Origin of the sequence: Streptomyces sp. NPDC007095 (assembly GCF_040634475.1) — a bacterium.
Taxonomy (GTDB): Bacteria; Actinomycetota; Actinomycetes; order Streptomycetales; family Streptomycetaceae; genus Streptomyces.
Map to the genome: position 1 here is coordinate 39,325 of NZ_JBEYFS010000038.1, position 24,161 is coordinate 63,485.

General features: G+C 70.0%; 8 protein-coding genes and 1 pseudogene. All 9 read right to left on the minus strand.

Features of this window, described 5'->3' with window-relative positions; translation table 11 throughout:
• Window positions 1–321 precede the first annotated feature (321 nt).
• On the minus strand, window positions 322–1,095 hold the full coding sequence (locus tag ABZ656_RS15650; RefSeq protein WP_360268290.1) for an alpha/beta fold hydrolase: 774 nt from the start codon (window positions 1,093–1,095) through the stop codon (window positions 322–324).
• A 13-nt stretch (window positions 1,096–1,108) separates the two neighbouring features.
• Window positions 1,109–2,263: a M20/M25/M40 family metallo-hydrolase gene (locus ABZ656_RS15655; RefSeq protein WP_101400778.1), complete on the minus strand. Its 1,155-nt coding sequence runs from the start codon at window positions 2,261–2,263 to the stop codon at window positions 1,109–1,111.
• A 13-nt stretch (window positions 2,264–2,276) separates the two neighbouring features.
• Window positions 2,277–3,659, minus strand: a complete 1,383-nt coding sequence (locus ABZ656_RS15660) for a condensation domain-containing protein (RefSeq protein ID WP_101400777.1) — start codon at window positions 3,657–3,659, stop codon at window positions 2,277–2,279.
• Window positions 3,656–3,928: an acyl carrier protein gene (locus ABZ656_RS15665; RefSeq protein WP_360268295.1), complete on the minus strand. Its 273-nt coding sequence runs from the start codon at window positions 3,926–3,928 to the stop codon at window positions 3,656–3,658. Before ABZ656_RS15665 ends, ABZ656_RS15660 begins: the two co-directional genes overlap by 4 nt.
• Before the next feature lie 86 nt (window positions 3,929–4,014).
• Window positions 4,015–4,785 (minus strand): DUF4097 family beta strand repeat-containing protein, encoded by a 771-nt coding sequence (locus ABZ656_RS15670; protein ID WP_360268298.1) that lies wholly within the window; start codon window positions 4,783–4,785, stop codon window positions 4,015–4,017.
• 30 nt (window positions 4,786–4,815) lie between these two features.
• Window positions 4,816–6,060, minus strand: a complete 1,245-nt coding sequence (locus ABZ656_RS15675; protein WP_360268301.1) for an MFS transporter — start codon at window positions 6,058–6,060, stop codon at window positions 4,816–4,818.
• Window positions 6,057–19,538 carry an amino acid adenylation domain-containing protein gene (locus ABZ656_RS15680; RefSeq protein WP_360268304.1) on the minus strand — a complete coding sequence of 4,494 codons (13,482 nt, stop codon included), beginning with the start codon at window positions 19,536–19,538 and terminating at the stop codon, window positions 6,057–6,059. Before ABZ656_RS15680 ends, ABZ656_RS15675 begins: the two co-directional genes overlap by 4 nt.
• A 13-nt stretch (window positions 19,539–19,551) precedes the next feature.
• On the minus strand, window positions 19,552–23,322 hold the full coding sequence (locus ABZ656_RS15685; protein ID WP_360268312.1) for an amino acid adenylation domain-containing protein: 3,771 nt from the start codon (window positions 23,320–23,322) through the stop codon (window positions 19,552–19,554).
• Window positions 23,299–24,078, minus strand: a pseudogene (locus ABZ656_RS15690) (AMP-binding protein); the annotation flags it as partial. The pseudogene ABZ656_RS15690 and the gene ABZ656_RS15685, both read right to left, overlap by 24 nt.
• Window positions 24,079–24,161 lie beyond the last annotated feature (83 nt).

Sequence of the window (24,161 nt, forward strand, 5' to 3'; positions counted from 1 at the left end):
CTAGCGGGGTCCGAGGCGCCTGGTCCAGTGGATCGAGTGGGTTTTAACTCATCGGAAACCGCCATGAATCCTCCCCGTAACATCTGCACTGTCTCCTCGGCGATGCTACTTGAAGCGATGGATCATATGTACGAAGTGCATTCACGTCCCTGAAGCGTTTGACCGACATTTTGACTGCCGGCCCGAGCCCGCTGTGAACAAGGTCCGCTCGGTCTCCTCGCGTGAACGCGGTTGTGCACCTGGGCGAAAACGACCGCTGCCCGGCAGTTCTACGGAATGCCGATCGGCCCCTGACCTCGACTGTTGCGGCGGCTGCTCGCATCAGGGTTCGCTTCGGGTCGCCCTGACTTCATCCAGCAGAAACCCGAGCACCTCGTCACGCCGCTCGCTGAGATAGAAATGAGCGCCGGGGAAGCGCCGTACACGAAACGGCCCGACCGTCGTGTGCGCCCAGGCCAGCAGATCCTCGGCGCCGACGCGCGGGTCGTCGAGGCCGCCGATGGCGGACACCGGTATTTCCAGCGGGGTGCGCCGCTCGCAGACGTAGCTGTCGCACAGCCGGTAATCGGCTCGGATCGTCGGGGCCAGCAGTTCCAACAGGGCCGGGTCGGTCAGGATCTCGGCCCTGGTTCCGCCCAGCGACGCCAGGTGGTCGCACAGTTGATCGTCGGACATCAGATGCACCGCGGGACCCTCCCGGCGGATATGCGGCGCCGGATGTCCGGACACCACGAGCGAGGCCGGCGCGCGGCCCTCCTCGGCCAGCGCACAGGCAAGTTCGAACGCGATCACGGCACCCATGCTGTGGCCGAACACCGCGAACGGACCGTCCGGTGCATGCTCGATCAGCGCCTTTGCCGCCTCGGCCGCGACCGCCTGCACCGAGTCGGCCATGGGTTCGCCGTATCGCCCCTCGCGACCGGGCAGTTGCACGGGGACCACGCGGCTCACGGGAGCCAGCTCGGCGATCCACTCCCGGTAGGCCGACGCTGCGCCGCCCGCATGCGGCAGGGCGTACAGTCGCGGTCCCGAACCCGGGCCGTCGCCGTAGGGAAACCACTTCTTCAGCAGGCGCTGCGCTGCGCTCTGCGTCATTTCCTCACCCCGATCACAACCCTTGGCCGGTGCCCGGCACATGTGCGACGACCGACTCGAGCAACGCCTGTGCGCCGCGTACCAGTTGCGGCTCCGGTGTGTCCTCCTTCGGATTGTGGCTCAGCCCCGCAGTGCTGGGAACGAAGATCATCGCCGTCGGCACCCGGCCGGCCAGCACGCTGGCGTCATGTCCCGCATAGCTGAACAGCCGCGACCTCGTCCCGCCCGCACGGCCGCAGCCTCGCTCGAGAACCTCGCACAGCCGCGCGTCGAAGATCGTCACCGGCTTCGCCGAAATGCGGACGACGTCGCACGTGCACCCCTCCGCCACGGCCGCCTCGTCTGCCGCGGCCCGAAGGGCGACCGCCACTTCACCCAATGCGCGCTCGGAGCCGGACCGCCACTCGACCACCAGCCTGGCCTCACCAGGAATGACGTTGGGAGCGCCGGGGACGAACTCGATGAATCCGACGGTGACCACCATCGCCGGATCGGTCGCCGACGCGATCTGACGCACTCGCGTCGCGAGGCAGGTCGCCGCCATCCCGGCGTCGGCCCGCTGCCCCATCGGCGTAGTGCCCGCGTGGTTGGCCGACCCGGTCATCGTGACCGCGTAGCGGTCGATGCCGACGATGCCCTCGACCACCGCCAGATCCAACTCGGCGTCCTCCATCCGCGGCCCCTGCTCGATGTGCAGCTCGATGAACGCCTCGACATCGGCAATGGCCGCCGATCGGGCGAACGCCGTCGAGCCGATCAGCCCGCCGGGTGAGTCCGGCCGCGCGCCCTCCTCGTCGAAGAACCCCGCCACCCGGAGGCTGCGCGCCGCCGGATGGTGGTTCTCGTGCAGCGTGCGCAACGTCTCGAGCGCGGCGATCACGCCATAGGCGCCGTCGAGTCGTCCTCCTCCCGGAACCGTGTCGGTATGGGATCCGGCCAGCAGATAACGGTCCTCGCCATCGGGCACGGCGGCGAAGACATTGCCGATCTCGTCCGTGGAACCCGTCAGACCCGCTTCGCGGATGCGCCGAAGGAGCCAGGCCCGCCCTTGCAGGTCCGCTGCGGACCCCGCGATCCGGTCGACGCCCCCGTCCGGGCGTTCGCCGAACTTCGCGAAGCCGGCGATGTCATCGAGGAGGCGTTCGGCGGAGATTCTCGGTGTCGTCATGTGATCGTCTCCTTCACCCGACGCCGATCGCCAGCAGCGCCTGGCGTTCCCGCTCGCTGAGAATCGACACCCGGCCGACCTGCTGGTCCGGATCCTCGGTTGCGGCCTCCACGAACCGGATGAACCGGCCGGCGAACCGCTCCATCCACGCGCGGTCGAACAATTCGGCGTCGTACTTGAAGAAGGCCCGGATCGAGGTGCTGCTCTGCACGATCTCCAGCATGACGTCGCACTGGCCCTCCTGCTGTGGGACGTCGAACGCCCGCACCCGCAGCGGCCCCGCCGTGTACTCCCGTCCGCCCTGCTCCCCCGCCGCCAGCACATCGGAGAGGGGGCGGAGCCGATTGGCCGTCACCATGGTGACCGCAACCTGCGTAAGCGGCGGCCGGGAGGGGTCGTGCGGCAGCCCCAGTGCCTTCGGCAGCAGCGCGAACGGGTAGCCGACATGGGCGAGGCCCTGCTTCACCTGGGTGTCCACCGCACGGAACAGATCGTCAAAGGTCGTGTCGCGGTCGAGAACCGCCCGCAGCACCAGGGAGTTGGCGAAGGAGCCCGCCACCTCACGCATGTCGCGCGTCAGCCGCGTGGTGGTCGGCCAGCCCGTCAGGAAGTCGTTCTGACCGCTGTGCCGATGCACAACCGCTTGGAACACCCCGGTGAGGAACACGAACGGCGTGAAGCCGCGCCCGAACGCGCTCGCGCGCAGCCGTTCGGTGAGCTCGTCGGCGAGCCTGACTTCCACGGTGGCACCCCGCATGCGCGAACGCGCCGGGCGAGGGCGATCCGTGGGCAGTTCGAGAACGGCCGGAGCGCCGGCGCAGATCTCCCGCCAGTACTGTTCGTGCTCCGCGAAGCCCGGACCTCGCAACAGCGCCCGTTCCGCGGCGACATGGTCGTCCCAGGTGGCGGCCAACGGCTCCCAGGCCGGATCGCCGCCCTGCGCGCAGGCGTCGATCAGATCGCGCATGACGATTCCCTGGGAACTCGCGTCGGTGGCGACGTGATGCGCGGTCAAGGCCAGCACACCATCGACGGGGGTGCGCCGGAAGAACGTCACCCGGTACGCGGACTCGGCGAGCCGCAGCGGATTCGCTGTACTTCGGTAGACCAACTCATGGAGTTGTTCCTCACCGATGTCCGCCGGCGTCTCGTGCACCTCCAGGCAGACCGAGTCGGCGTCGTGCACCACACGGCGCACCCCGCCGTCGGTTTCGACGAATGCGGAACGCATCATGTCGTGTCGTTGCGCGGTGGCCCGAAGCGCGGCCCGCAGCACGTCCGGGTCGAGCTCGCCGACGATACGCGCGGCCACCACCACGTTGTACGCCGGGCTGTCCGGCGCCATGCGATGAATCAGCCACAACGCTTCCTGCCCGACCGAAAGCAGCCGTGTCATCGCTGTTCCGCGACGTCCTCGGCCAGCCGCACGGCCAAAGATCCGACCGTCGGATGGTCCCAGATCATGGCCGCGTCAACCACGACGCCGAGCCGGTCCTCGATATCGCCGCACATGGTCAGCACGTAGATCGAGTCGAGCCCGAGCTCGGTGAGTTTCCGGTCCGGATCGATCCGCTCGATCGGGAGGTCTATGTAGAAGGCGATTCGCTCGGTCAGCCACCGGCGGATCTCGTCTGCGGTCGGCGCCGTGCCAGTCTCTCTGATCATCGCCCCAGCGTCACAGGACCGTCTATATCGGAGCTATCGGCGGGGAGGCCGGGTACCGGAAGGCCTCGGCGTCCCCGCCGTCCGGCTCAGGCCGACTTCACGACCACGTCGCCCGACGAGGTGGTGATCGAGATGGCCGGCCCGGATCCCGTGGGCACGCTTACCGATCGGCTCCCTGATGACGTGTGTGCCGTCACGGCGTACGGTCCGCCGGGAACGGTCAGCTCCACCGCGCCGGAACTGCTGTGCGTGGTGACCGAGTTGGGCCGCTGTGCGAACGCGAGATCGATGCGGCCCGAGGTGGAGTGCGCGGTCGCCGCGCCCGCGCCCAGGCCCGCGCCGTGCACCGCCCCGGACGAGCTGTCGACGTCCACCGCGCCGGCGATGCGATCGAGGGTGACCGCGCCGGAATCGGTGCTCACCTTGACGGCGGCGACCCCGGTGATGTCGACCGCGCCGCTGCTGTTGCTCACGTTGACCTTCGCTGTCGCGGGCACGGTCAGGTCGTAGTCGATGTAGCAGTCGTCGCATCCCTTGCTGAAGGTCAGCGACCCGTCGGACAGCGACTGGCCCGGGCGCGGTTTCGCGCTGTCGTGGTAGTGGACGGTCCGGTGAATCGCCACTGTGTGGTCGTTGCCGGGGTGCACGCGGACAGAGCCGTGGCGCGCGTCCTGGATGGAGATCGAGGTGACGCGGCCGGTGACCGACGCGTCGGCGGTCATCTGCTTGAGGGGGCCCTCGTCCAGGGTCGAGGCCTGGCATCCGCTCGCAAAGAGCACAGCCGCCGAGACGACCGCGGCCGCTGCGAGCAGACGAGGGGACGAAGCATCGAAAGAAACAAGACGGCTACGGGACATGGGGGGGTGCACCTCTCGCTCTGTGGATCTTCAGGTCTGCGACGCCAAGTCGTGTGGTGCCGTCGCGAGTTCGCGGATCGCCGGGCTGAGCGCGGTCCACACAGCCAATCCCGCCATGCACGCCCCCAACGCCAGCACGGTATGCACTGCGCCCCATGAGTTCAGAAGGAATCCTCCTGCCATGGATCCCAGGGGAACAGTACCGTACGCGACCAATATGGCGACGGAGAGTAGTCGTCCCTGCAGCTCGTCCGGCGTCACTCGCTGCTGATACGCGGCGGCCGCCACATTCCAGAGGGCGCCCGCGTATCCCATTCCGGCGAACAGGGCGCCGAGGCCGACCGGCGAGCGCACCACCGCGACCATCGGCATGAGCACGGCCCAGACGGCGTTGCAGCCGATGACGAGCGCGGGCAGCGACGCGACCCGCGTCCACCACGCCGCGTTCAGCGCGCCCAGCAGTCCGCCGACGCCCGAGATCCCGAAGATCACGCCGATCGCGACACCTGCCTCCGCCGCCGAGGAGTGTTCATTGCGGACGATGTACTGCAGCGACAGTGTCAAGGCGGCGAACAACATGTTGCTTCCGGCGATCAACAGGGCGATCACCCGCACGATCGGCTGATGCCACGCCCAGGCCAGACCCGCTCTGAGATCCGCCACCATCGAGCGACGGGGCGCTTTCACCCGCTCCGTCTGGAACTTGGTGCGGATCATCATCAGCGACACCAGCGACGCCAACGAGCTGGCCAAGGTGGAGACGAACGGCGCCCATCGGGCCAGGGCGAACAGGAAGCTGCCGATCGGGGCTCCGATCAGCCCGGCGCCGCGCTGCCGTGCCTCGTTGCGGGACAGCGCGACCGGAAGGTCGTCGTCGCGTACCAGATTGCGCACCGAGGCACGCTCGGCTATCCGGTACAGGATCGCCAGCCCGTTGTCGCAGAAGGCGACGCAGGCCACCTGGGGCAGCCAGAACCGCCCGCCCGCCACGGCAGCGATCAAGGTGGTGACGGCGATGATCCGCCCCAAGTCGCAGACGATCATCAGTCGTCTGCGATCCACTCGATCGGCGAGCACCCCGCCGGCCAGCTGCAGCAGGTACGGCAGATTGGCGAAGAACCCGACGATCCCGGCGTCCGACGCCGACCCGGTGTAGGCCAGGACGAGCATCGGATAGGCCACCGTGCTGATCCGTGATCCGACGAAGGCCAGGCCCGCGCCGGTCCACAGCAGCAGGAAGTCGCGGTTGGCGCGCAGCGGCCGGGGCGAACTCAATCCGTCATCACCTCGTTGACCAACGCGGCGAGCAGGCTGGTGCCGGGCTTCGCGAACGGCGACTCATGGCTTCCCGGCAACCGATCGACCCGCAGGCCGGCGCCGCACAGCTGCGCCCACCGGCTCAGATAACGCCGGTAGGAGTGGCCACGGGACACGGAGTGCGTTCCCTCGGCGCACGCATCGGTGACGATCAGACGCACCGGCGAGACCGTGTCTTCGTACCGGTAGTCGATGCACGCGCGCGTCAGCGTCCGCCACGACTCGACATGGCCGGCCACGTCGTCGAGCGCGCCGGCCCCGCCGGCAATGCCGATCTTGGCCAGCAGCTCCGACACGGCCTGCTCACGCACCGCGTCGTCCAGGCCGCGAGCGTCGAGCAGTTCGGTGAGGATCTCACCGGCATGCCTCGGCGCGGACGCCGTCGGTTCCAGATCGGCCAGCGGGTCGACGAGGATCAGTTCCGGTGCACCATAGCCGCGTTCGACCAGCAGCCGGGACATCTCCCAGGCGATCGTCGCGCCGGAGGACCAGCCCAACAGGGTGTGCGGCCCTTCGGGTTGCGCGGCGAGCAGTTCCGGCAGATAGCGCACGGCCATCTGCCGGACCGAACCTGGTTCGACGACCTCGAACGCCGCCACTGGACGCACTCCGTCCAGCCGGTCCGCCAGCGGCACGAACCAGTGCGCGCTGCCGCCCTCGGTGTGCGGAACGAACAGGGTGCGCCGCGGCCCGGTTTCAGCCAGCCACACCAACGCCGTGCTGTGCGCCGCGGCTTGCGAGTCGATATGCGCCGCGAGCCGCTCCACCGTGCGCTCACGCACCAAGTCCCGTACGGACAGGTCCATTCCCTGTTTACGGGCTTGCGCGACGATGCGCAGCATGAGCAGCGAATGGCCGCCCAGAGCGAAGAAGTCATGCTCGACGCCGATCTCGTCGACGCCGAGCGCGGCACTCCACAACGCCGCCAGCGCCCGTTGGGTCGGGGTGCGCGGCGGGACGACCGGCATGGCGTTCGGTCCACTCGCTCCCGGCGCCGGCAGCGCGCCGCGGTCGAGTTTGCCATTGGCGTTCAACGGCAGACCGTCCAGCGCGACGTAGGCCGCCGGAACCATGTAGGGGGGCAGCTTCTTCGAACAGTGCGCCGCCAGTTCCTCGTGCGTCGCCGCCGGTTCGGACGCCGGCACGTGATACGCGACGAGCGTCTCCTCGCGAACGATCACCACGACGTCCTTGACCGCCGGATGCGCGGCAAGTACCTGCTGAACCTCGTCCGGCTCGATGCGGTATCCGCGCAGTTTGATCTGATGGTCGGTGCGGCCCAGGAACTCGACGTTGCCGTCCGGGCGGATCCGGGCCAGGTCGCCGGTGCGGTAGAGCCGCGATCCGGCCGGTCCGAACGGGTCGGGCACGAACGCGGCGGCGGTGCGTGCCGGGAGGTTGGCGTAACCGCGGGCCAAGCCCGCCCCGCCGATATAGATCTCACCGACGCACCCCACCGGCAGTGGCCGCATGCGGCCGTCGAGCACGTACATGGTGGTGTTGGGTACGGGCAAGCCGATCGAGACGACCTCGCCCTCGACCGGTCCGTCGAGGTGATGGACGCTGTTGGCCACCGAGATCTCGGTCGGGCCGTACTCGTTGAGCATCCGCGGGCCGGGCCCGACGCCGACGAGCTCGAACCACCGGTCGGCGATCCGGGCGGGGAAGGAGTCCGCGCCGACGGCGAGCATTCCGGCGAGCGTCGCGGCCTGCTCGGCGCCGAGCTGGTGCGTGAGCAGGTCCAGATGGCCCGGCGTCAGCTTGATGAAGCTGTACGGGGCACCGCGCGCCAGCAGTTGGCCCAGATCGTCCAGTTCGAACCGCGGGGGCAGCAACGTCACCGGTTCGCCCGCCATCAGCGGCGCGTAGATGTTCGGCACCACCATGTCGAAGGCGATCGACGAGAACAGCGGGGCGCCGCCCCTTCCGTGGGCGCCGTAGCCCTCCACCGCCCACCACAGATAGTTGGCGAGACCGGCGTGCGATATCTGCACGCCCTTCGGCCGTCCCGTCGATCCGGAGGTGTAGATCACATAGGCGAGGCTCTGCGGGTCGAGATCGGCCGTCCGCTCAGGCGGCGTTCCCCCGGCGCTGAAGTCGGTGACGACCGTGCCGTCGTATCCCGGCAGGATCGCCGCGAACCGCTCCTCGGATTCGGTGAGTACGACCCGCGCACCGGAATCGGCGAGCATGTATCCGATGCGACCGGCCGGCAGGTCCGGATCGAGCGGCACGTACGCGCCGCGCGCCTTCCACACCGCCAGGAACGCGACGATCAGCTCGGGGCCCCGATCCAGCAGCACGCCCACGGTGGTCTCGGCGCCGACACCCGCGGCGCGCAGCCGGGCCGCCAGCGCCGACGCCCGTGCGTCCAGCTCCGCGAAGGTGAGCCGGTGTTCGCCGGCGACGACTGCGCAGGCGTCCGGGACACTCGACGCTCGGCGCTCGATCGTGGCGAGCACCGATTCCTGCGGACGCGGCTTCTCGTGGCTGTTCCAGGCCCGCAGCTGCCGGTCCGACTCCCCGTCCGGCAGGAAGGTCGCGGTCGCGTCGCCGTCCGGATCCGAGGCGATCGCCACCAGCACCGCCCGATACAGCTGGGCGATCCGCCCGGCGTGCTCATGGGAGAGCACCCGGGTGTCGGTGGAGATGGTGATGAAGCCGCCGCCGGTGGTCACCGAGAACGGAGAGTCGTTGGAGCCGGCACCGATCACCGCCGCCTGTGCGTCGGGGGCGATCGTCTCGTATTCGGCCTCGAACTCGTGGAAGTCCAGGTAGTTGAAGAGCACGTCGATCAGGTCGCTGTCCCCGACCGCGCGCTGCAGGGCGGGCAGCGGCAGCCGCCGGTGCGGCCAGAGCTCTGTCTCCTGGTCGTACACCTGCCTGGCCAACTCGCTCCAGGTGGCGGCGGTGCGCTCGAACACGAAGGGAACGCTGTTGAGATACATCCCGTAGACCCGTTCGGCGCCGGACGCCTCCGGACGGGCGTCGACGACGAGGCCGGTGTGGAAGCGGGGCTCATGGGTGAGCATGCTCATGACCTTGAGGTGGGCCGCATGCAGCACCGCCTTCATCGAGGTCTGCGACGCGTAGACCGCCGACCGCAGCCCGGACGCCAGGTCGGCGAACGGAACGCGGACCTGGAACCTCTTCGGCCGGCCCACCGGCACCGCCCAGTGCTGCGGCAGCGTGAACTTGGCGACGTCGGCCACGCGTCGCCGCCAGAACTCGACGTCGTCGCCGGCTTGAACCGCCTCGTGCTCTGCCGCGATGAAATCGGCGTAGCGCACGGCTTGCGGGCGATGCGGCTCGAGCGCGACGCCGTCGCGAAGCCGCGTATACGCGCCGATCAGCTCGGCGAGCAGGCTGTGATGGCTCCAGCCCTCCAGTACGGCATGGCAATGCGTCAGGCACAGCCACCAGGTGTCGTCCGCGACGAGATACGCGCCGATGCGCATCAGCGGCGCCTTCTCCACATCGAACAGCGCCCTGGTCTCCCGCTCCACCGCTGCTCGGATCGACGCCTCCCGCTCCGTCGCCGGACGGCCGCGCAGATCCTGCACGGTCACCGGGACGGCGACCTGGCCGTGCACCAGCTGCAACGGAATCGGATGACCGGTCAGGTCGAAGGAGGTCCGCAGCACCTCGTGGCGCTGCGTCACGATCGCCGCGGCCTCCCTCAACGCCCGCTCGGAGAACGGACGGCCGTCGCTGACCGGGAACGCGGTCACCGTGTGATACGGACGATCACGCTCAGGATCCGCGGCGAGCATCTCGGTGAGCATGCCCAACTGCACCTGGGAGATCGGATAGGCGTCCACCACGTCGTCCGGGAAGACCGATCCCCCGGGTGCCAGGGCAAACCGCGCCACGCTCGGGGCGGCGGGCGCCGCGATGGTCTCACGGGACGCGAGCGCCTCGGCCAGCCCGGCCACCGTGCGCTGTTCGAACACGTCCCGCACAGACACGTCGTATCCGCCCGCGCGCAACGCCCCCACCAGACTCACGGCCTTGATCGAGTCGCCACCGACGTCGAAGAACGCGTCGTCGACCGCCAGGTGCTCCAAGCCGAGCACCTCGCGCCACACCGCGGCGATCGCCTCCTGCTGCGCCGTCATCGACGGCGCGTCGGTACCCTGCTCGCGATCGACCGACGCCGGCTCGGGCAGCGCGGCGCGATCGACCTTCCCGTTGGCGGTCACCGGAATGCTCGCAACCGGCACGATGAAGGACGGCACCATGTAGCCGGGCAGCCGGGCGGCGAGTTCGGCACGCAGGCCGGCGGCAGAAAGCACCTTTCCGCGTTCCGGGCTCGCGTAGCCGATCAGCTCCCGGGCACCGACGCCGCCGCGCACGGTGACGACGGCCCGGCGGACGCCCGCGCAGCCGGACAACGCCGCCTCGACCTCGCCGAGTTCGACACGGTATCCGTGCACCTTCACCTGGTCATCCGCGCGTTCCACGAACTCGAACTCGCCGTCCGTCCGCATCCGGCCGCGATCTCCGGTGCGGTACAGCCGCGATCCGGCCGGGCCGTACGGGTCGGGCACGAAGGTCGCCGCGGTGCGGCCCGGCAACTGCCCGTATCCGCGGGCCAATCCGTCGCCGCCGACATAGATCTCGCCGACCACGCCGACCGGCACCGGTTCCATGTGGCGGTCGAGCACGTACATGCTGGTGTTCGGGATCGGCACCCCGATCGGCAGTTGGTCGCCGCCCTCGGTGCCGTCGGCGATGTGCGCGCTGTTGCCGACGGTGATCTCGGTGGGACCGTACTCGTTGACGATCCGCACCGTTCGACCGTCACGAGCGCCCCTCGCCAGCCGTGCCCAGCGCCGCGCCAATCCGGTGTCGAAGACCTCGCCGCCGGCGACCGCGACGGCGGCGATCTCCGCCGCCTGCCGCGGACCGAGCTGGCCGGACAGCAGGTCGAGCAGGGTCGGTGCGACCTTGACGAAGCTGAACGGGCCGGACTCCAGCAGCAACAGGCCGAGATCCTCGATCGGGGTCTCCTCGTCGAAGATCGTCACCGGGTCGCCGGTCATCAACGGCGCGTACAGGATGGTGACCACCATGTCGAACGACGGCGAGGACAACAGCGGGGCGCCACCGGGAGCGCCGGCGTACTGCTCGACCGACCAGCGCAGATAGGTGGACACGCCCCGATGGGTGTTCTGCACACCCTTCGGCCTGCCGGTCGATCCCGACGTGTAGATGACGTACGCGAGCGAGTCGGGATCCAGGTCGCGGCCGCTCTCGATCGGCGTGCCCGGCTCGACCGCGGCGACGTCGATCACCGGTCCGTCGAATCCACCGAGCAGGTCCCGGTGCCTGTCCAGCGTGATCACCGCGCAGGACCGGGAGTCACCGAGCATGTGGTCGACGCGTTCCTGCGGCAGCGTCGGATCGATCGGCACGTAGGCGCCGCCCGCCTTCCAAACGCCCAGGAACGCGACCAACAGCTCGGCAGTGCGTCCCAGTAGCACTCCGACCGTCGACTCGGCGGCGACGCCGAGTTCTCGCAGCCGGACGGCGAGTGCGCTCGCGCGGGCGTCCAGCTCGGCGAAGCTGATCCGCTCGTCGCCATGGATCACGGCGACGGCGTCGGGGGTGGCGCGTGCCTGCCGCTCGATGGTCTCCAGAACGCCGGGTCCGCGATCGAGGACGGGTCCGCGAACGGCCGTCGCCCGCTCCCGTTCGCCGTCCGGCAGATAGGCGACGCACGCATCCCCGTCCGGGTCGGCGGCCATGGCCTCCAGCACGGCGCGGTACATCTGGCCGATGCGGTCGGCGTTGCGCAGCGACAACACGCCGGTGTGCGTGGCCAACGTGACATGGCCGCCGCCCGTGGTGACCGCGAGGTCGAACTCGGTCGCCCCCTCGCCGATCGCCTCCGCGGCGTCGATCAGGTCGGAGGAGAACGCGCTGAAGTCGAGGTAGTTGAAGAGCACGGTGAGCAGCTGACCGTCACCGGAACTCCGGGCGATCTCCGGCAGCGGATGGCGCCGATGCGGCCACAGCTCGACCTCCCGAGCGAACACCGTCCGGACCAGGTCCACCCAGGTGCTGCCCGCGGCGATCCCGTCGAAGGCGAACGGCACCGAGTTCAGGTACATCCCGTACACCCGGTCCGCGCCGACCATCTCCGGACGTCCGTCGCACACCAGCCCGTCGAAGAACGGCTCGTCGCCCAGGAGCGAACTCATCACCTTCAGATGCGCCGCGTGCAGGACGCTCTTGAGCGAGGTACGGGAGCGGACGGCCAGGGCGGTCAGGCCCGGCCGCAGATCGTGGAAGGGAATCCGCCGACGGTAGTCCGACCTCGGCAGGTCAGGGTCGTGCCACCCCGCGGGCAGAACGGCATTGCGCCGGCCGGCGACGACGGACGCCCAATAGGCGCGGTCCTCCTCCGAGTCGAGCGACGCGAGCTCCGCGGCAATGTAGTCCGCGAATCGCACCGTCGGAGCCTGCCACGGCTCGAGTTCACCGCCGTCGCGCAGGGTCGCGTATGTGCGCAGCAACTCGGCCGTCAGCGCATGCTGGCTGAAGCCCTCCAGGATCGCGTGGCAGTAGGCGATCGAAAGCCACCAGGTGCCGTGGTCGACGACGGACGCCGTCAAGCGCATCAACGGCGCGTCGGTGAGCGTCATCGGTGCAGAGCGTTCCACGGCGGCGAAGCTCTGCATCGCCTCGCTCGCCTCGTGTGTGCCGTATCCGCGCAGATCCTTGACCGCGACCGGCAGCTCGGCATGCGCGTGCACCAATTGCAGCGGCGTGCCGTATTTGGTCAACTCGATGGAGGTCCGCAGGATCTCGTGCCGCTCAACGACGACGGCCATCGCCCGCCGCAGCGCTTGTTCGTCGAACGGGACGCCGTCGTTGACCGGAAAGGCGGTCACCGTGTGATAGCGGCTGCTGCCAGTGCCGGAGAGCATCTGGGCGACCATCCCCAGTTGCACCATCGACAACGGATAGGCGTCCACGACGCCGTCCGGCAGGAGGAGACCCCGCGGCGCCAACGCGAACGGTTCGACCGGGGCCGCGGACTCCCGCGGCACGGGACGGCCGCTCAAGTGCGCGGCAAGCGTGCGCACCGTGGAGTGCTCGAACACGTCCCGGGCCGAGGCGTCGTAGCCGGCCGCCCTGAGCGCACCGACCAGACCCACCGCCTTGATCGAATCGCCGCCGAGTTCGAAGAACCCGTCGAGGGCGCCGACCCGCGGCACGTCCAGCGCCTGCCGCCAGATCAACGCGATCCGCTCCTCGTCGACGCCGCTGGGCGCGGTGAACTTCTCAGCCGCCGCGTATTCGGGCTCGGGCAGCGCCAGGCGGTCGACCTTGCCCGCCGGATTGAGCGGGAACGCATCCAACGCCGTGTAAACCGAGGGGACCATGTAGGAGGGCAGGGCTTCGGCGGCAAACCCGGCCAGGCCGTCGAGGGCGCCGATCACATAGGCGACCAGCGTCTTGTCCTCCGCGCCGCGGGCCATGACGACGACGTCGCGCACGCCCGGTGCGGTGCGCAGCACCGTCTCGATCTCGCCGAGCTCGATGCGGTGCCCGCGCACCTTCACCTGATCGTCGGCGCGTCCGAGGAACTCGATCTCGCCGTCCTCGCCCACCCGGACCAGATCCCCGGTGCGGTATTCCCGGTCGCCCGTCTCCGCCGGGGTGAAGCGGGCCGCGGTCAGCCGCGGCAACGCGTGGTATCCACGGGCCACGCCCGCACCGCCGATGACGAGCTCGCCGACGACGCCGACCGGAACCCGGCCTCCGCGCGAGTCGAGCACCCGCAGCCGGGTGGCGGCGACAGGGGCTCCGACGACCACCCGATCCGGCTGGGCCGGCACCTCCCACGCGGTGGACCAGATGGTGGTCTCGGTGGGTCCGTACACGTTGATCAGGCGGCCGACCCGGCCGCGGATCCGACGGGCCAGATCGAGCGGCAGCGCCTCGCCGCCGCACAGCGCGGTCACCTCGGGTCCGTCGAACCCGGCCGCCAGCAGCATCTTCCAGCCGGACGGGGTGGCCTGCACATGGTCGACGCCGTGTTCCTCCACCAGCCGCACCAGCTCGGCGCCGTCGCGCATCTGGCTGTCCGCGGCGAGCACGATCCGTCCGCCCGCGGTCAGCGGGCCGAACAGCTCGAGTCCGCAGATGTCGAACGAGAGCGCGGTCGAGGCCAGCCAGCAGCCGGCGCCCGCGACGTCGCGCATCGAGGCGAGCAGATTGGCCAGTGCGCCGTGGCCGATCTCCACGCCCTTGGGCCTGCCGGTGGATCCGGACGTGTAGATCACGTAGGCCAGATCGTCGTCCGCCCATACCGCCGTGGGTGCCGTCGGTGCCGGCGCCGTCGAGTCCTGGGCGAGATCCAAGACCGCGTCGTCGAGGACGATGCGCGCGCCGGAATCGGCGAGCATGTACCGCGCCCGCTCCGCCGGCAGCCCCGCGTCCAACGGCAGATAGGCCGCTCCGGCCTTCCACACGCCCAGCAGGGCCGCGATCATCGCCGGGGTGCGCCGCATCGACACCGCGACGACGTCTCCGCGGGCGACACCCCGCCGTCGCAGCAATTCCGCGACGAGATCGGAGCGACGGTCCAGCTCGCCGTAATCGACCTGCTCGCCGTCGCAGACCACCGCTACGTCGTCGGGACGCTCCACGGCCAGCGTATGGAACGCCGCCGGCGCCGGCGGACGCTGCTGCGCGGGAAGCGGCGCGCCGACCAGCCCGTCGAGCACCCGCAGATCCTCGTCGGCAAGCGGAACCTCCGACGCGTCGCCGTCCGGATCGGTGAGCATCGTCTCCAGCACCGCGCGGTACATGGCCGCCAGCCGGTCGGCGTTGGCCTTGCTGACGACGTGGGTGTTGACGGTGACCGAGAAGTGCTTGGCCTGCGTGGTGACCCGAAGCGAGAACTCGTTCGGGCTGATGTCCATGGTCTTGAGATAGTCGACGCGTTCGCCGTCGACCACGTGGAAGTCGATGAAGTTGAAGTAGGCGTCGATCATCCGCTCGCCACCCGCGGCCCGCTGAATCGCCGGGATCGGGTGACGGCGGTGCGGCCACAGGTCGATCTCCGCGGCGAACACCCGCCGCACCAGCTCGGTCCAGGTCCCCGTGGCGCCTTCGAACGGGAACGGCACGGTGTTCAGGTACATGCCGTAGACGCGGTCGGCGCCGACCGCCTCGGGCCGCGCGTCGCACACCAACCCGGAGAAGAAGCGCTCCTCCGCGGTGATCATCGACATGACCTTGAGATGGACGGCGTGCAGCACCGCCTTCACCGAGACGCGTGCGCGCGCGGCGAATCCCTTGATCTGCGGCAGCAGGTCCAGGTAGGACACACCGGTCCGGTAGGTCTCGCGCGGCGTCGCCGGATCGGCCCCCCAACCCTGCGGAAGGCGGAACGCCGGACGGTCGGCGACGATCTTCGCCCAGTACACGGCGTCTTCGTCGCCGGCCAGCGATTCCAGCTCGGCGGCGATGAAGTCGGCGTAGCGCACCGCGGCCACCGGCTCGGGTTCCGGCTCTCGACCGGAGCGGAACAGCCCGAACAGATCGACGATCTCCATCAGCATCTGGTGGTAGCTCCACCCCTCCAGCACGGCGTGGCACTCGGTGATCGTCAGCCACCAGGTGTTCTCGCCGGTGAGATGGGCGGCCAGCCGGATCAGGGACGGCCGGGACAGATCGAACGGCCGGTCGCGCTCGCGGGCCATCCACGTGCGCATCGCACCGAGCTGCTCCTGCTCACCCTGCCCCCGCAGATCTTGTACGTCGACGCTGATCTCAGCGCTCTCGTGCACCAGCTGCAGTGGACGCGAATAGCCGTCAAGGTCGAACGAGGTCCGCAGATTCTCATGCCGCGCGACCACGGTCCGGGCGGCCCGGCCGAAGGCGTCGGCGTCGAAGGCCGCGTCGTCGTCGATCTTCATCGAGGTGACGTTGTGGTAGTTGCGCTCACTGCTGTCGGCGAGCATCTCGACCACCATGCCCATTTGCACGCCCGAGATCGGGTAGGCGTCGACGATGCCGGCGGGCAGCCGCTCGCGGTCCTGCTCCGGGAGCAGCGCGAACGGCTCGACCGGCCGCCGCTGCTCGACCAGGGGTTCCCGTCCGGCCAGGTGCGCACAGAGCTGCGCCACGGTGCGCTGTTCGAAGACGTCCTTGACCGCCACGTCGAAACCGGCCGCACGCATCGTTCCGGTCAACGCCACCGCGAGCAGCGAGTCCCCGCCGAGTTCGAAGAATCCGTCCTCGACGCCGACCCGGTCGATGCCCAGGACCTCGCGCCAGATCTCGGCCGCCCGCTGCTCGTCCGGGGTACGCGGCGCGACGTACTGCGCGGTGACGGCGAGCGCGGCGCCGTCCGGCGCGGGCAGGGCCCGCCGATCCAGCTTTCCGTTGACCGTCAAGGGCAGCGCGGCCAGCGTCACGAACGCCGACGGGACCATGTAGGCCGGAAGCGCCGACTCGGCGACCGAGCGCAGCCGCTGGGCCCATGTGCTTTGCTCACCGGCCGCGCCCTCCTCCGGCACGACATAGGCGACCAGCCGTTTGTCGCCGGGTATGTCCTCACGCACGATCACCACCGCGTCCCGCACCGCCGGCGCCGACGCCACCGTCGCCTCGATCTCGCCGAGCTCGACGCGGTATCCGCGGATCTTCACCTGGTGGTCGGCGCGGCCGAGGAACTCCAGCGAACCGTCGGCGCGCCGACGTGCCATGTCGCCGCTGCGGTAGAGCCGGGCGCCGGGCCTGCCGAACGGATCGGGCACGAAGCGCGCCGCGGTCAGGTCCGGGCGGCCCGCGTATCCGCGAGCGACGCCCGCTCCGCCGACATGGATCTCCCCCGGCACGCCGATCGGGGCGAGACCTCCGTCACTGTCCAGCAGATAGATGCGCAGGTCGTCCAGCGGACGGCCAATCGCGTTGGGGGCGCTCGGCGCCATGTCCTGCTCGGTGATCCGGTGGAAGGTGGAGTGCACCGTGGTCTCGGTGATCCCGTACATGTTGTACAGGCACGGCGCGTCCAGGCCGAGCCGGTCCGTCCACGGTCGAAGCTCCGGCAGCTCCAGCTTCTCGCCCGCGAACACCACCGCGCGCAATGCCAGGCTTCCGATCCGCGGATCGTCGTCGGCGGCTGCGGCGACCAGGGCGCGGAACGCCGACGGCGTCTGGTTGAGGAAGGTGACCTCGTGGCGCACGAGCACATCGAGGAAGTCGCTCGGCGATCGGGTGACCGAGGCGGGGACGACGACGAGCTTGCCGCCGTACAGCAGCGAGCCCCACAGCTCCCACACCGAGACGTCGAACGCGTAGGAGTGGAACAGCGGCCAGACGTCTTCCGGCGAGAACCCGTAGTGACGCTCGGCGGAGGTGAACAGCCGCACCACATTGGCGTGCGTGAGAACGACGCCCTTGGGCTTGCCGGTCGACCCGGAGGTGTAGATCGTGTAGATCAGGTTGTCCGGGCCGGACAACGGCTTTGGATCGTCGGTCGGCAGGCCGGCCAGGTCCTCAGAATCGAGGTCGAGCACGGCACCGGTGTGCACGGCGGCGATCTTCTCGGCGTGCTCGCCCTGAGTGAGCACGATCGGGGCGTGCGCGTCGCCGATGACGTATCCCAGGCGATCCGAGGGCGCCGCCGGATCGAGCGGCAGATATCCGGCCCCTGATTTGAGGATGCCCAGCAGCGCGGGGACCAGGTGTTCGCCGCGTTCCAGGCAGATTCCGATCATCTGCTCCGGACCGGCACCGAGCTGCCGCAGCCGATGCGCGATCCGGTTGGCCCGCTGATTCAGTTGCGCGTAGCTGAGCTCGGTGGCAGGCGCGCCGTCGCCGCTCGCGCTGTCGACCACGATCGCGGTCGCGTCGGGGGTGCGCAGGGCCTGGGCCTCGAACAGCTCGTGCACCGTGGCCCGCACATCGTGGTCGAAGGTGTCGGCGCGCGGTCGTGAACCCGCCTCGGTGAGCAAGTCGATCTCCGGCTGCTCCAGGAAGCACAGCCGCGAGAGCGGCAGCTGCGGCGCCTCGGCGACGGCTCGCAGCAGGGCGAGGTAGTGCCGCCCGATCCGTTCCACGGTGTCGTCCTCGAACAGCGCCGTCGGAAAGAGGATCTCACCGTTGAGCGAACCGTCGGGGTGCTCGCTGGCGAGCACGGTCAGGTCGAATCGCGAGGACTTGGCGGCGATCGGGAACTCGCTGACGGTGAGCCCGGCCAGGTTGGCCTCAGAGGCGCCGGTGGTGCGCAGGCCCAGCATGACCTGGAACAGCGGCGAGCGGGCCGGGTCCCGGTCCGGTGCCAGCTCCCGCACCAGATGCTCGAACGGAACCTCTTGGCTGATCAGCGCCTGCTGCACGGTGCGTCCCGTTTGGCGCAGCAGCTCCGCGAAGGCCGGATCGCCCTCCCAACGGTTGCGCAGAACAAGGGTGTTGATGAAGAAGCCGATCAGGTTCGACGCCTCGGGACGGCCGCGGCCCGCGACCGGCGACCCGACGCTGATGTCCCGGCTACCGGTGTACCGGTGCAGCAGCACGTTGAACGAGGCGAGCAGAACCGCGTAAAGGGTGGTGTCCTGGTCCCGGCCGATCGCCCGAAGCCGGTCGGCCAGCTCGGCCGGGATGTCGAACGGAACCATCCGGCCGGTCCAGTCCCGCCGCGCCGGCCGCGGCCGGTCGGTGGGCAGTTCCAGTGGCTCGATGCCGGCGAGCTGTTCCCGCCAGTACCGCTGCGCCGAGGTGAAGCTCTCCCGGCGGGCCAGCGTCTCGCGCTCCCACGCCGCGTAGTCGGCGTACTGGATCGCGAGCTCCGGCAGCGGGGACGGCCTGCCCTCGACCCGCGCCTGGTAGAGCGCGCGCAGCTCGCGCACCAGGATGTCGATCGACCAGCCGTCCAGCGCGATGTGATGGCAGGACAACGCCAGGACGTGTTCCTGCGCACCGAGCCGGATCAGTAACGCCCGCACCGGCCAGTCAGCGGCCAGGTCGAACGGCCGCGACGAGAGCTCGGTCGCGAGTTCGTGCGCGAGCGCCTGCGGATCCGGCGCCGACTCGACGTCCACCACCTCGAGCTCGGCGGCCGCGACCGGCGGATCGATCAACTGTTCCGGCTCGCCGCCGCGTTCGACGTAGCGCGTCCGCAACACCTCGTGGCGCGCGACGACGTCCTGCCACGCCTGGCTCCAGGACGGTACGTCCAACCAGCCGCGCAAGCGCAGCGCCAACGGAACCACGTATTCCGTGGACCCGGGATCGATCCGGTCGATCAGCCACAGCCGCTGCTGTCCGAACGACAGCTGCAGCGGACGCGAGCGGTCGGTCCGGGCGATACGGGAGCTCGTAGCGGAGCGCGCTCCCGCGCCGCCCGCCAGACGTCCGCGCAGCAGTTGCGCACGCAGCTCGTCGGGGGCAGAGGTTTCAACGCCGGTCATCGTGGTCAACCCTTCACTGCTGTTCCAGTTGTTTCTGATGGGCCGCCGCGAGCTGTGCGTCGGACATGTTCTCGATCTCGGCCAGGATCGCCTCCTCCACCGCCTCCGCGAGCTCGGCGACGGTCGGCCCGGCGAAGACGGTGCGCACCGGAAGGTCGACGTCGAACTCGTCCTGGATGCGGGCGATCAACCGCACCGCGGCAAGCGAATTCCCGCCGGCTGCGAAGAAGTCCGTATGCGCTCCGGGGTCGACACCGAGCAGCGCCGAGAAGATCGACGCGACGCGGGTCTGCGCCGGTCCGGTGGGAGCGTCGTCGTGCGCGAGAGCGCCGTCGTCGACCCGGATCCGCGGCAGCGCCGACCGGTCGACCTTTCCATTGCGGTTGAGCGGAATCACCTCGATCGCCGCGAACGCCGCCGGAACCATGTAGTCGGGCAGCCGCCGCGCGACGTGGGCGGCGAGCTCGGAGCTCGAGGCTGCCGCGCCCACTGGCACGCAGTAGGCGTGCAGCTGGACGTCGCCCGAGTCGGGGATACCGGGCGCGTCGGATCCGGAGGACGCCGCGATCACCACGGCGTCGCGGACACCGGGGTGCTCACGCAGCACCGCCTCGATCTCTCCGGTCTCCACCCGGTAACCGCGCACTTTGAGCTGGCCGTCCATCCGGCCGAGGAACATCACGTCGCCGGTGGGCCCGAACCTGGCCAGGTCCCCGGTGCGGTAAAGCCGCTCGCCCGGCGCCCCGTAGGGGTCGGGCACGAACCGCGCCGCCGTCTTGGCCGGATCGCCCGTGTACCCGTCGGCGACGCCGGCACCGCCGACGCACAGTTCGCCCGGCGACCCGATCGGAACGCGGTTCAACGCCTCGTCGAGCACGTACACGGTGACGCCCGGAAGCGGTCTGCCCAGCGGCACGATCCGCTGCACGGGCTCGCCGGCCACCGGATGGATCGTCGAGCCGACCGATCCCTCAGTGGGGCCGTATTCGTTGATCAGCCTTCCGTCGCCGAGCAGCCGACGCCAATGCTCGGCCTGGCGCGCCGGCAGCGCCTCACCGGCGACGACGATCACCGAGGCGAGACTGGCCGCGGCGGCGTCGCTGAGCTGGTGGGCGAGCAGTTCGAGGTGGCCCGGGGTGAGCTTGATGAAGCTGAACGGACCCGTCTCGGCCAGCACTCGGCCGAGTTCGGCGACCGGAAGGTCACGCGGAACCATGTGCACCGGCTGCCCGGCGAGCAGCGGCGCGTACAGGTTGGGCACCACCAGATCGAACGCGGTCGAGGAGAACACCGGCGCACCGGTCGTCCCCTGCGAGGCGAGATCGCGGACGGCCCATTGCAGATGGTTCGCCAACCCCTGGTGCGCCACCCGCACGCCCTTCGGCCTGCCGGTGGAACCGGAGGTGTAGATGAGGTAGGCGGTGTCCTCCGGCGCGACGTGCGGGCCGAGCGGATCACCGGGCCGGTCCTCGACGCGTTCGCGGTGCAGATCCACCATGACCAGTTCGCCGTCGAACGCCTCGGGCAGCAGGGTGCGGTAGCCCGATTCGCTGATCAGCACCTTCGCCCGCGCATCGGCAAGCATGTGCCCGATGCGCTCCGCCGGGAAGAGCGGGTCGATCGGCACGTACGCGGCGCCCGCTTTCCACACGCCGAGCAGCACCGGATGCAGATCAAGCCCGCGTCCGACCAGGACCCCCACCGCGTCGCCGCGGCGGACACCGAGGTCTCTCAGCAGTCCGGCGAACTGATTCGCCTTTACGTCCAACTCGCGATAGCTCATCGCCGTGCCCGCGTAGGTCACCGCCGGCGCGTCCGGGGTCTTCGCAGCTTGCCGCTCAAAGAGCGCGAGCGTCGTCTCGGAGCCGAAGTCGGCGTCCGTACGATTCCACGCGTCGAATCGCGCGTGCTCGGCCTCCGACAGCAGATCGACTTCACGCAACGGCAGATCGGGGCGGGCCGCGAGGCGGCCGAGCAGCAGACCGAACTGCTCGGCCAGCGCCTCGACGGTGTCGCGGTCGAACAGCGCGGTGGCGTATTCAAAGCCGAAGGCATACGAACCGTCGGGTCTGCGGCGTGCGAAGACGGTCAGATCCGTCTTCGCCACCCGCCACGCCTCGCGCATCGCCGCCAGGTCGTCCGAGCTGGACATGCCGCCGGTGAGCTCCTGGTCGTGCAGGTCGAATGCGACCTGATACAGCGGGGTACGGGACAGATCCCGCTCGCCGCCGTAGGCGTCGACGAGGCGGTCGAACGGCACATCCTGGTGCGCGAGGGCGAAGCGCCGGGCCTCGTCGACCCGCCGCACCGACCGTTCGAAATCCTCCTCGGGACGCAGCCGGGGACGCACGATCAGGGAATTGAGGAAGAAGCCGACGACGTCCTGCGTCTCCGGGCGCAGCCTGCCCGCGGTCGGCGTGCCGACGGCCACGTCCCACTGTCCGGTTCGGCGTGCCAGCAACGCGGTGAGCCCGGTCAGCAGCACGGCGAACGGCGTGGCACCGCACCGGCGGCCGATCCGTACCAGTTCTTCGGTGGTCTCGGCGGGCACGTCGAAGGTGACCAGGGCGCCGGTCTCGTCGCGGACCGGCGGGCGCGGGCGATCCGTGGGCAGAACGAGCGGTTCGAGATCCGCCAGTGTGTCCCGCCAGGCGGCGACGCCGCGCTCCATCCGGGCGTCGGTGTGCCATCGCCGCTGCCAGTACGCGTAGTCGGCGTACTGAACAGGCGGCGGCGCCGGCTCGTCTCCGGCGAGAAGCGCGTGAAAGTCCCGTTCCAGGATGACCGCCGACCAACCGTCGCAGGCGATGTGGTGCAAGGTCAGCAACAGCAGGTCATTTCCGCGGCCGTCCGCGGAGCGCACCAGCAGCGCCCGCCAGACCGGACCGGCGGCCAGGTCGAAGCCCCGGGCGACCTCGGCGCTCACCTCATCGACCGGATTCGAGCTCTCGCTGGTACGCAGTTCCACCGGGGCGGACGGATCGACGATCTGAAGCGGCTCGCCGTCCTCCTGCGCGTACCGGGTACGCAGAATCTCGTGACGCTCGGCAAGCCGGCCGAGCGCCCGTCGGACCTGTCCCGGGTCGCCCCTCCCGTGGAGGCGGATGAACAGCGGAACGGTGTATTCGCCGCTGCCCGGGCGCAATCGGTCGAGGAACCACATGCGCCTCTGTCCGAACGACAACGGGAGTCGGCCGTCCCGCGGCGCGCCGGCGATCGGCGGCGGCTCCTCGCGACCGGGACCGTCGGCCTGCGGTGCCACCAGCAGCGCCTGATCCGCGACGGTCGTGTGGGTGTAGAGATCCTGAAGACCGACGTCCGTTCCCGTCGCCCGGGTCAGCCGCTGCGCGAGCCGGGTGAGCAGCAACGAGTAGCCGCCCAACTGGAAGAAGTCGTCGTCGGCGCCGACCTTCTCCACGCCGAGCAGTTCCTGCCAGACTTCGGCGACCGCAAGTTCGGCGTCGGTGCGGGGTGCGAGGTAGGCCGGGCGGGTAGCAAGCACCGACTCCAGACTCGACAGCGCCGATCTGTCGATCTTTCCGTTGGACAGCAGCGGGAAGCGGTCGACCGAGGTCAGCGCCGAGGGGATCATCGGCGCGGGCAGGCGCTCGCGCAGGAACGAGCGCAAGGTCGCCGGAGCGACGTCGCCGACGAAATGCGCCGTCAGCCGCGCCACCCCGTCGGATCCGGCCGCCGCGCCGACGACCGCGGCCGTGACCTGAGGATGCGCGGCGATCGCCGTCTCGACTTCGCCCGGCTCTATGCGGACACCGCCGACCTTCACCTGCTGATCGAGGCGACCCAGGTATTCCAGGTTGCCGTCCTCGCGCCACCGGACCCGGTCGCCGGTGCGGTAGAGCCGACCGCCGGCCGGTCCGTACGGATCGGGGACGAAGCGCTGTGCGGTCAGGTCCGGGCGGCCCTGATAGCCGCGGGCCTGCGCCACGCCTCCCACGAACAGCTCGCCGGGCACGCCGACCGGGCACGGCTCGCCACCCGGGTCGAGAACCAGCAGTCGTACGCCGGTCACTGGCCGCCCGATGGGAGCGGGCCCGAACGGCACGTCTCGGTCGCATCGGTGTGCGGCGACGTCGATGGTGCACTCGGTCGGCCCGTAAGTGTTGTACACCTGCGCCGTCGCGGGCACGGCGGCCAGATACTCGGCGTGCAGCGACTCGCCGCCGGACGTCAGGACCCTGAGGCTGCGGCACCCCGACCACCCGGGCTCGTCGGCCAGCAGCCGCAGAATCGAGGGCACGACCTGCAGAACGCTCGCCTCGGCGTCGACAACCGCCTTGACGATCTCGGCAGGGTCGCGTTCGGCCCCCGGCGGGGCGATCACCAGGGTGGCGCCGCAGGCCTGCGGGGCGAAGATCTCCCAGCCGGCCGCGTCGAACCCCACCGGTGTGCGTTGCAACACCCGGTCACCGGGACCGATCTCGTGGGTTCTGATTCGCCAGTCGATGTAGCCGGCGATCCCCTCGTGCGTGACGACGACGCCCTTGGGGTGCCCGGTCGACCCGGACGTGTACAGCACGTAGGCGGCGTTCGCGCCCGGACATCCGGCGGCGTCTGCTGGTCAAGCCCGGACTCACCGGCCTGTGGCAGATCAGCGGACGCAGC

Coding starts and splice junctions, on each gene's coding strand:
- ABZ656_RS15650 (WP_360268290.1), bottom strand. CDS start 1,095: ATGACGCAGAGCGCAGCGCAGCGCCTGCTGAAGAAGTGGTTTCCCTAC.
- ABZ656_RS15655 (WP_101400778.1), bottom strand. CDS start 2,263: ATGACGACACCGAGAATCTCCGCCGAACGCCTCCTCGATGACATCGCC.
- ABZ656_RS15660 (WP_101400777.1), bottom strand. CDS start 3,659: ATGACACGGCTGCTTTCGGTCGGGCAGGAAGCGTTGTGGCTGATTCAT.
- ABZ656_RS15665 (WP_360268295.1), bottom strand. CDS start 3,928: ATGATCAGAGAGACTGGCACGGCGCCGACCGCAGACGAGATCCGCCGG.
- ABZ656_RS15670 (WP_360268298.1), bottom strand. CDS start 4,785: ATGTCCCGTAGCCGTCTTGTTTCTTTCGATGCTTCGTCCCCTCGTCTG.
- ABZ656_RS15680 (WP_360268304.1), bottom strand. CDS start 19,538: ATGACCGGCGTTGAAACCTCTGCCCCCGACGAGCTGCGTGCGCAACTG.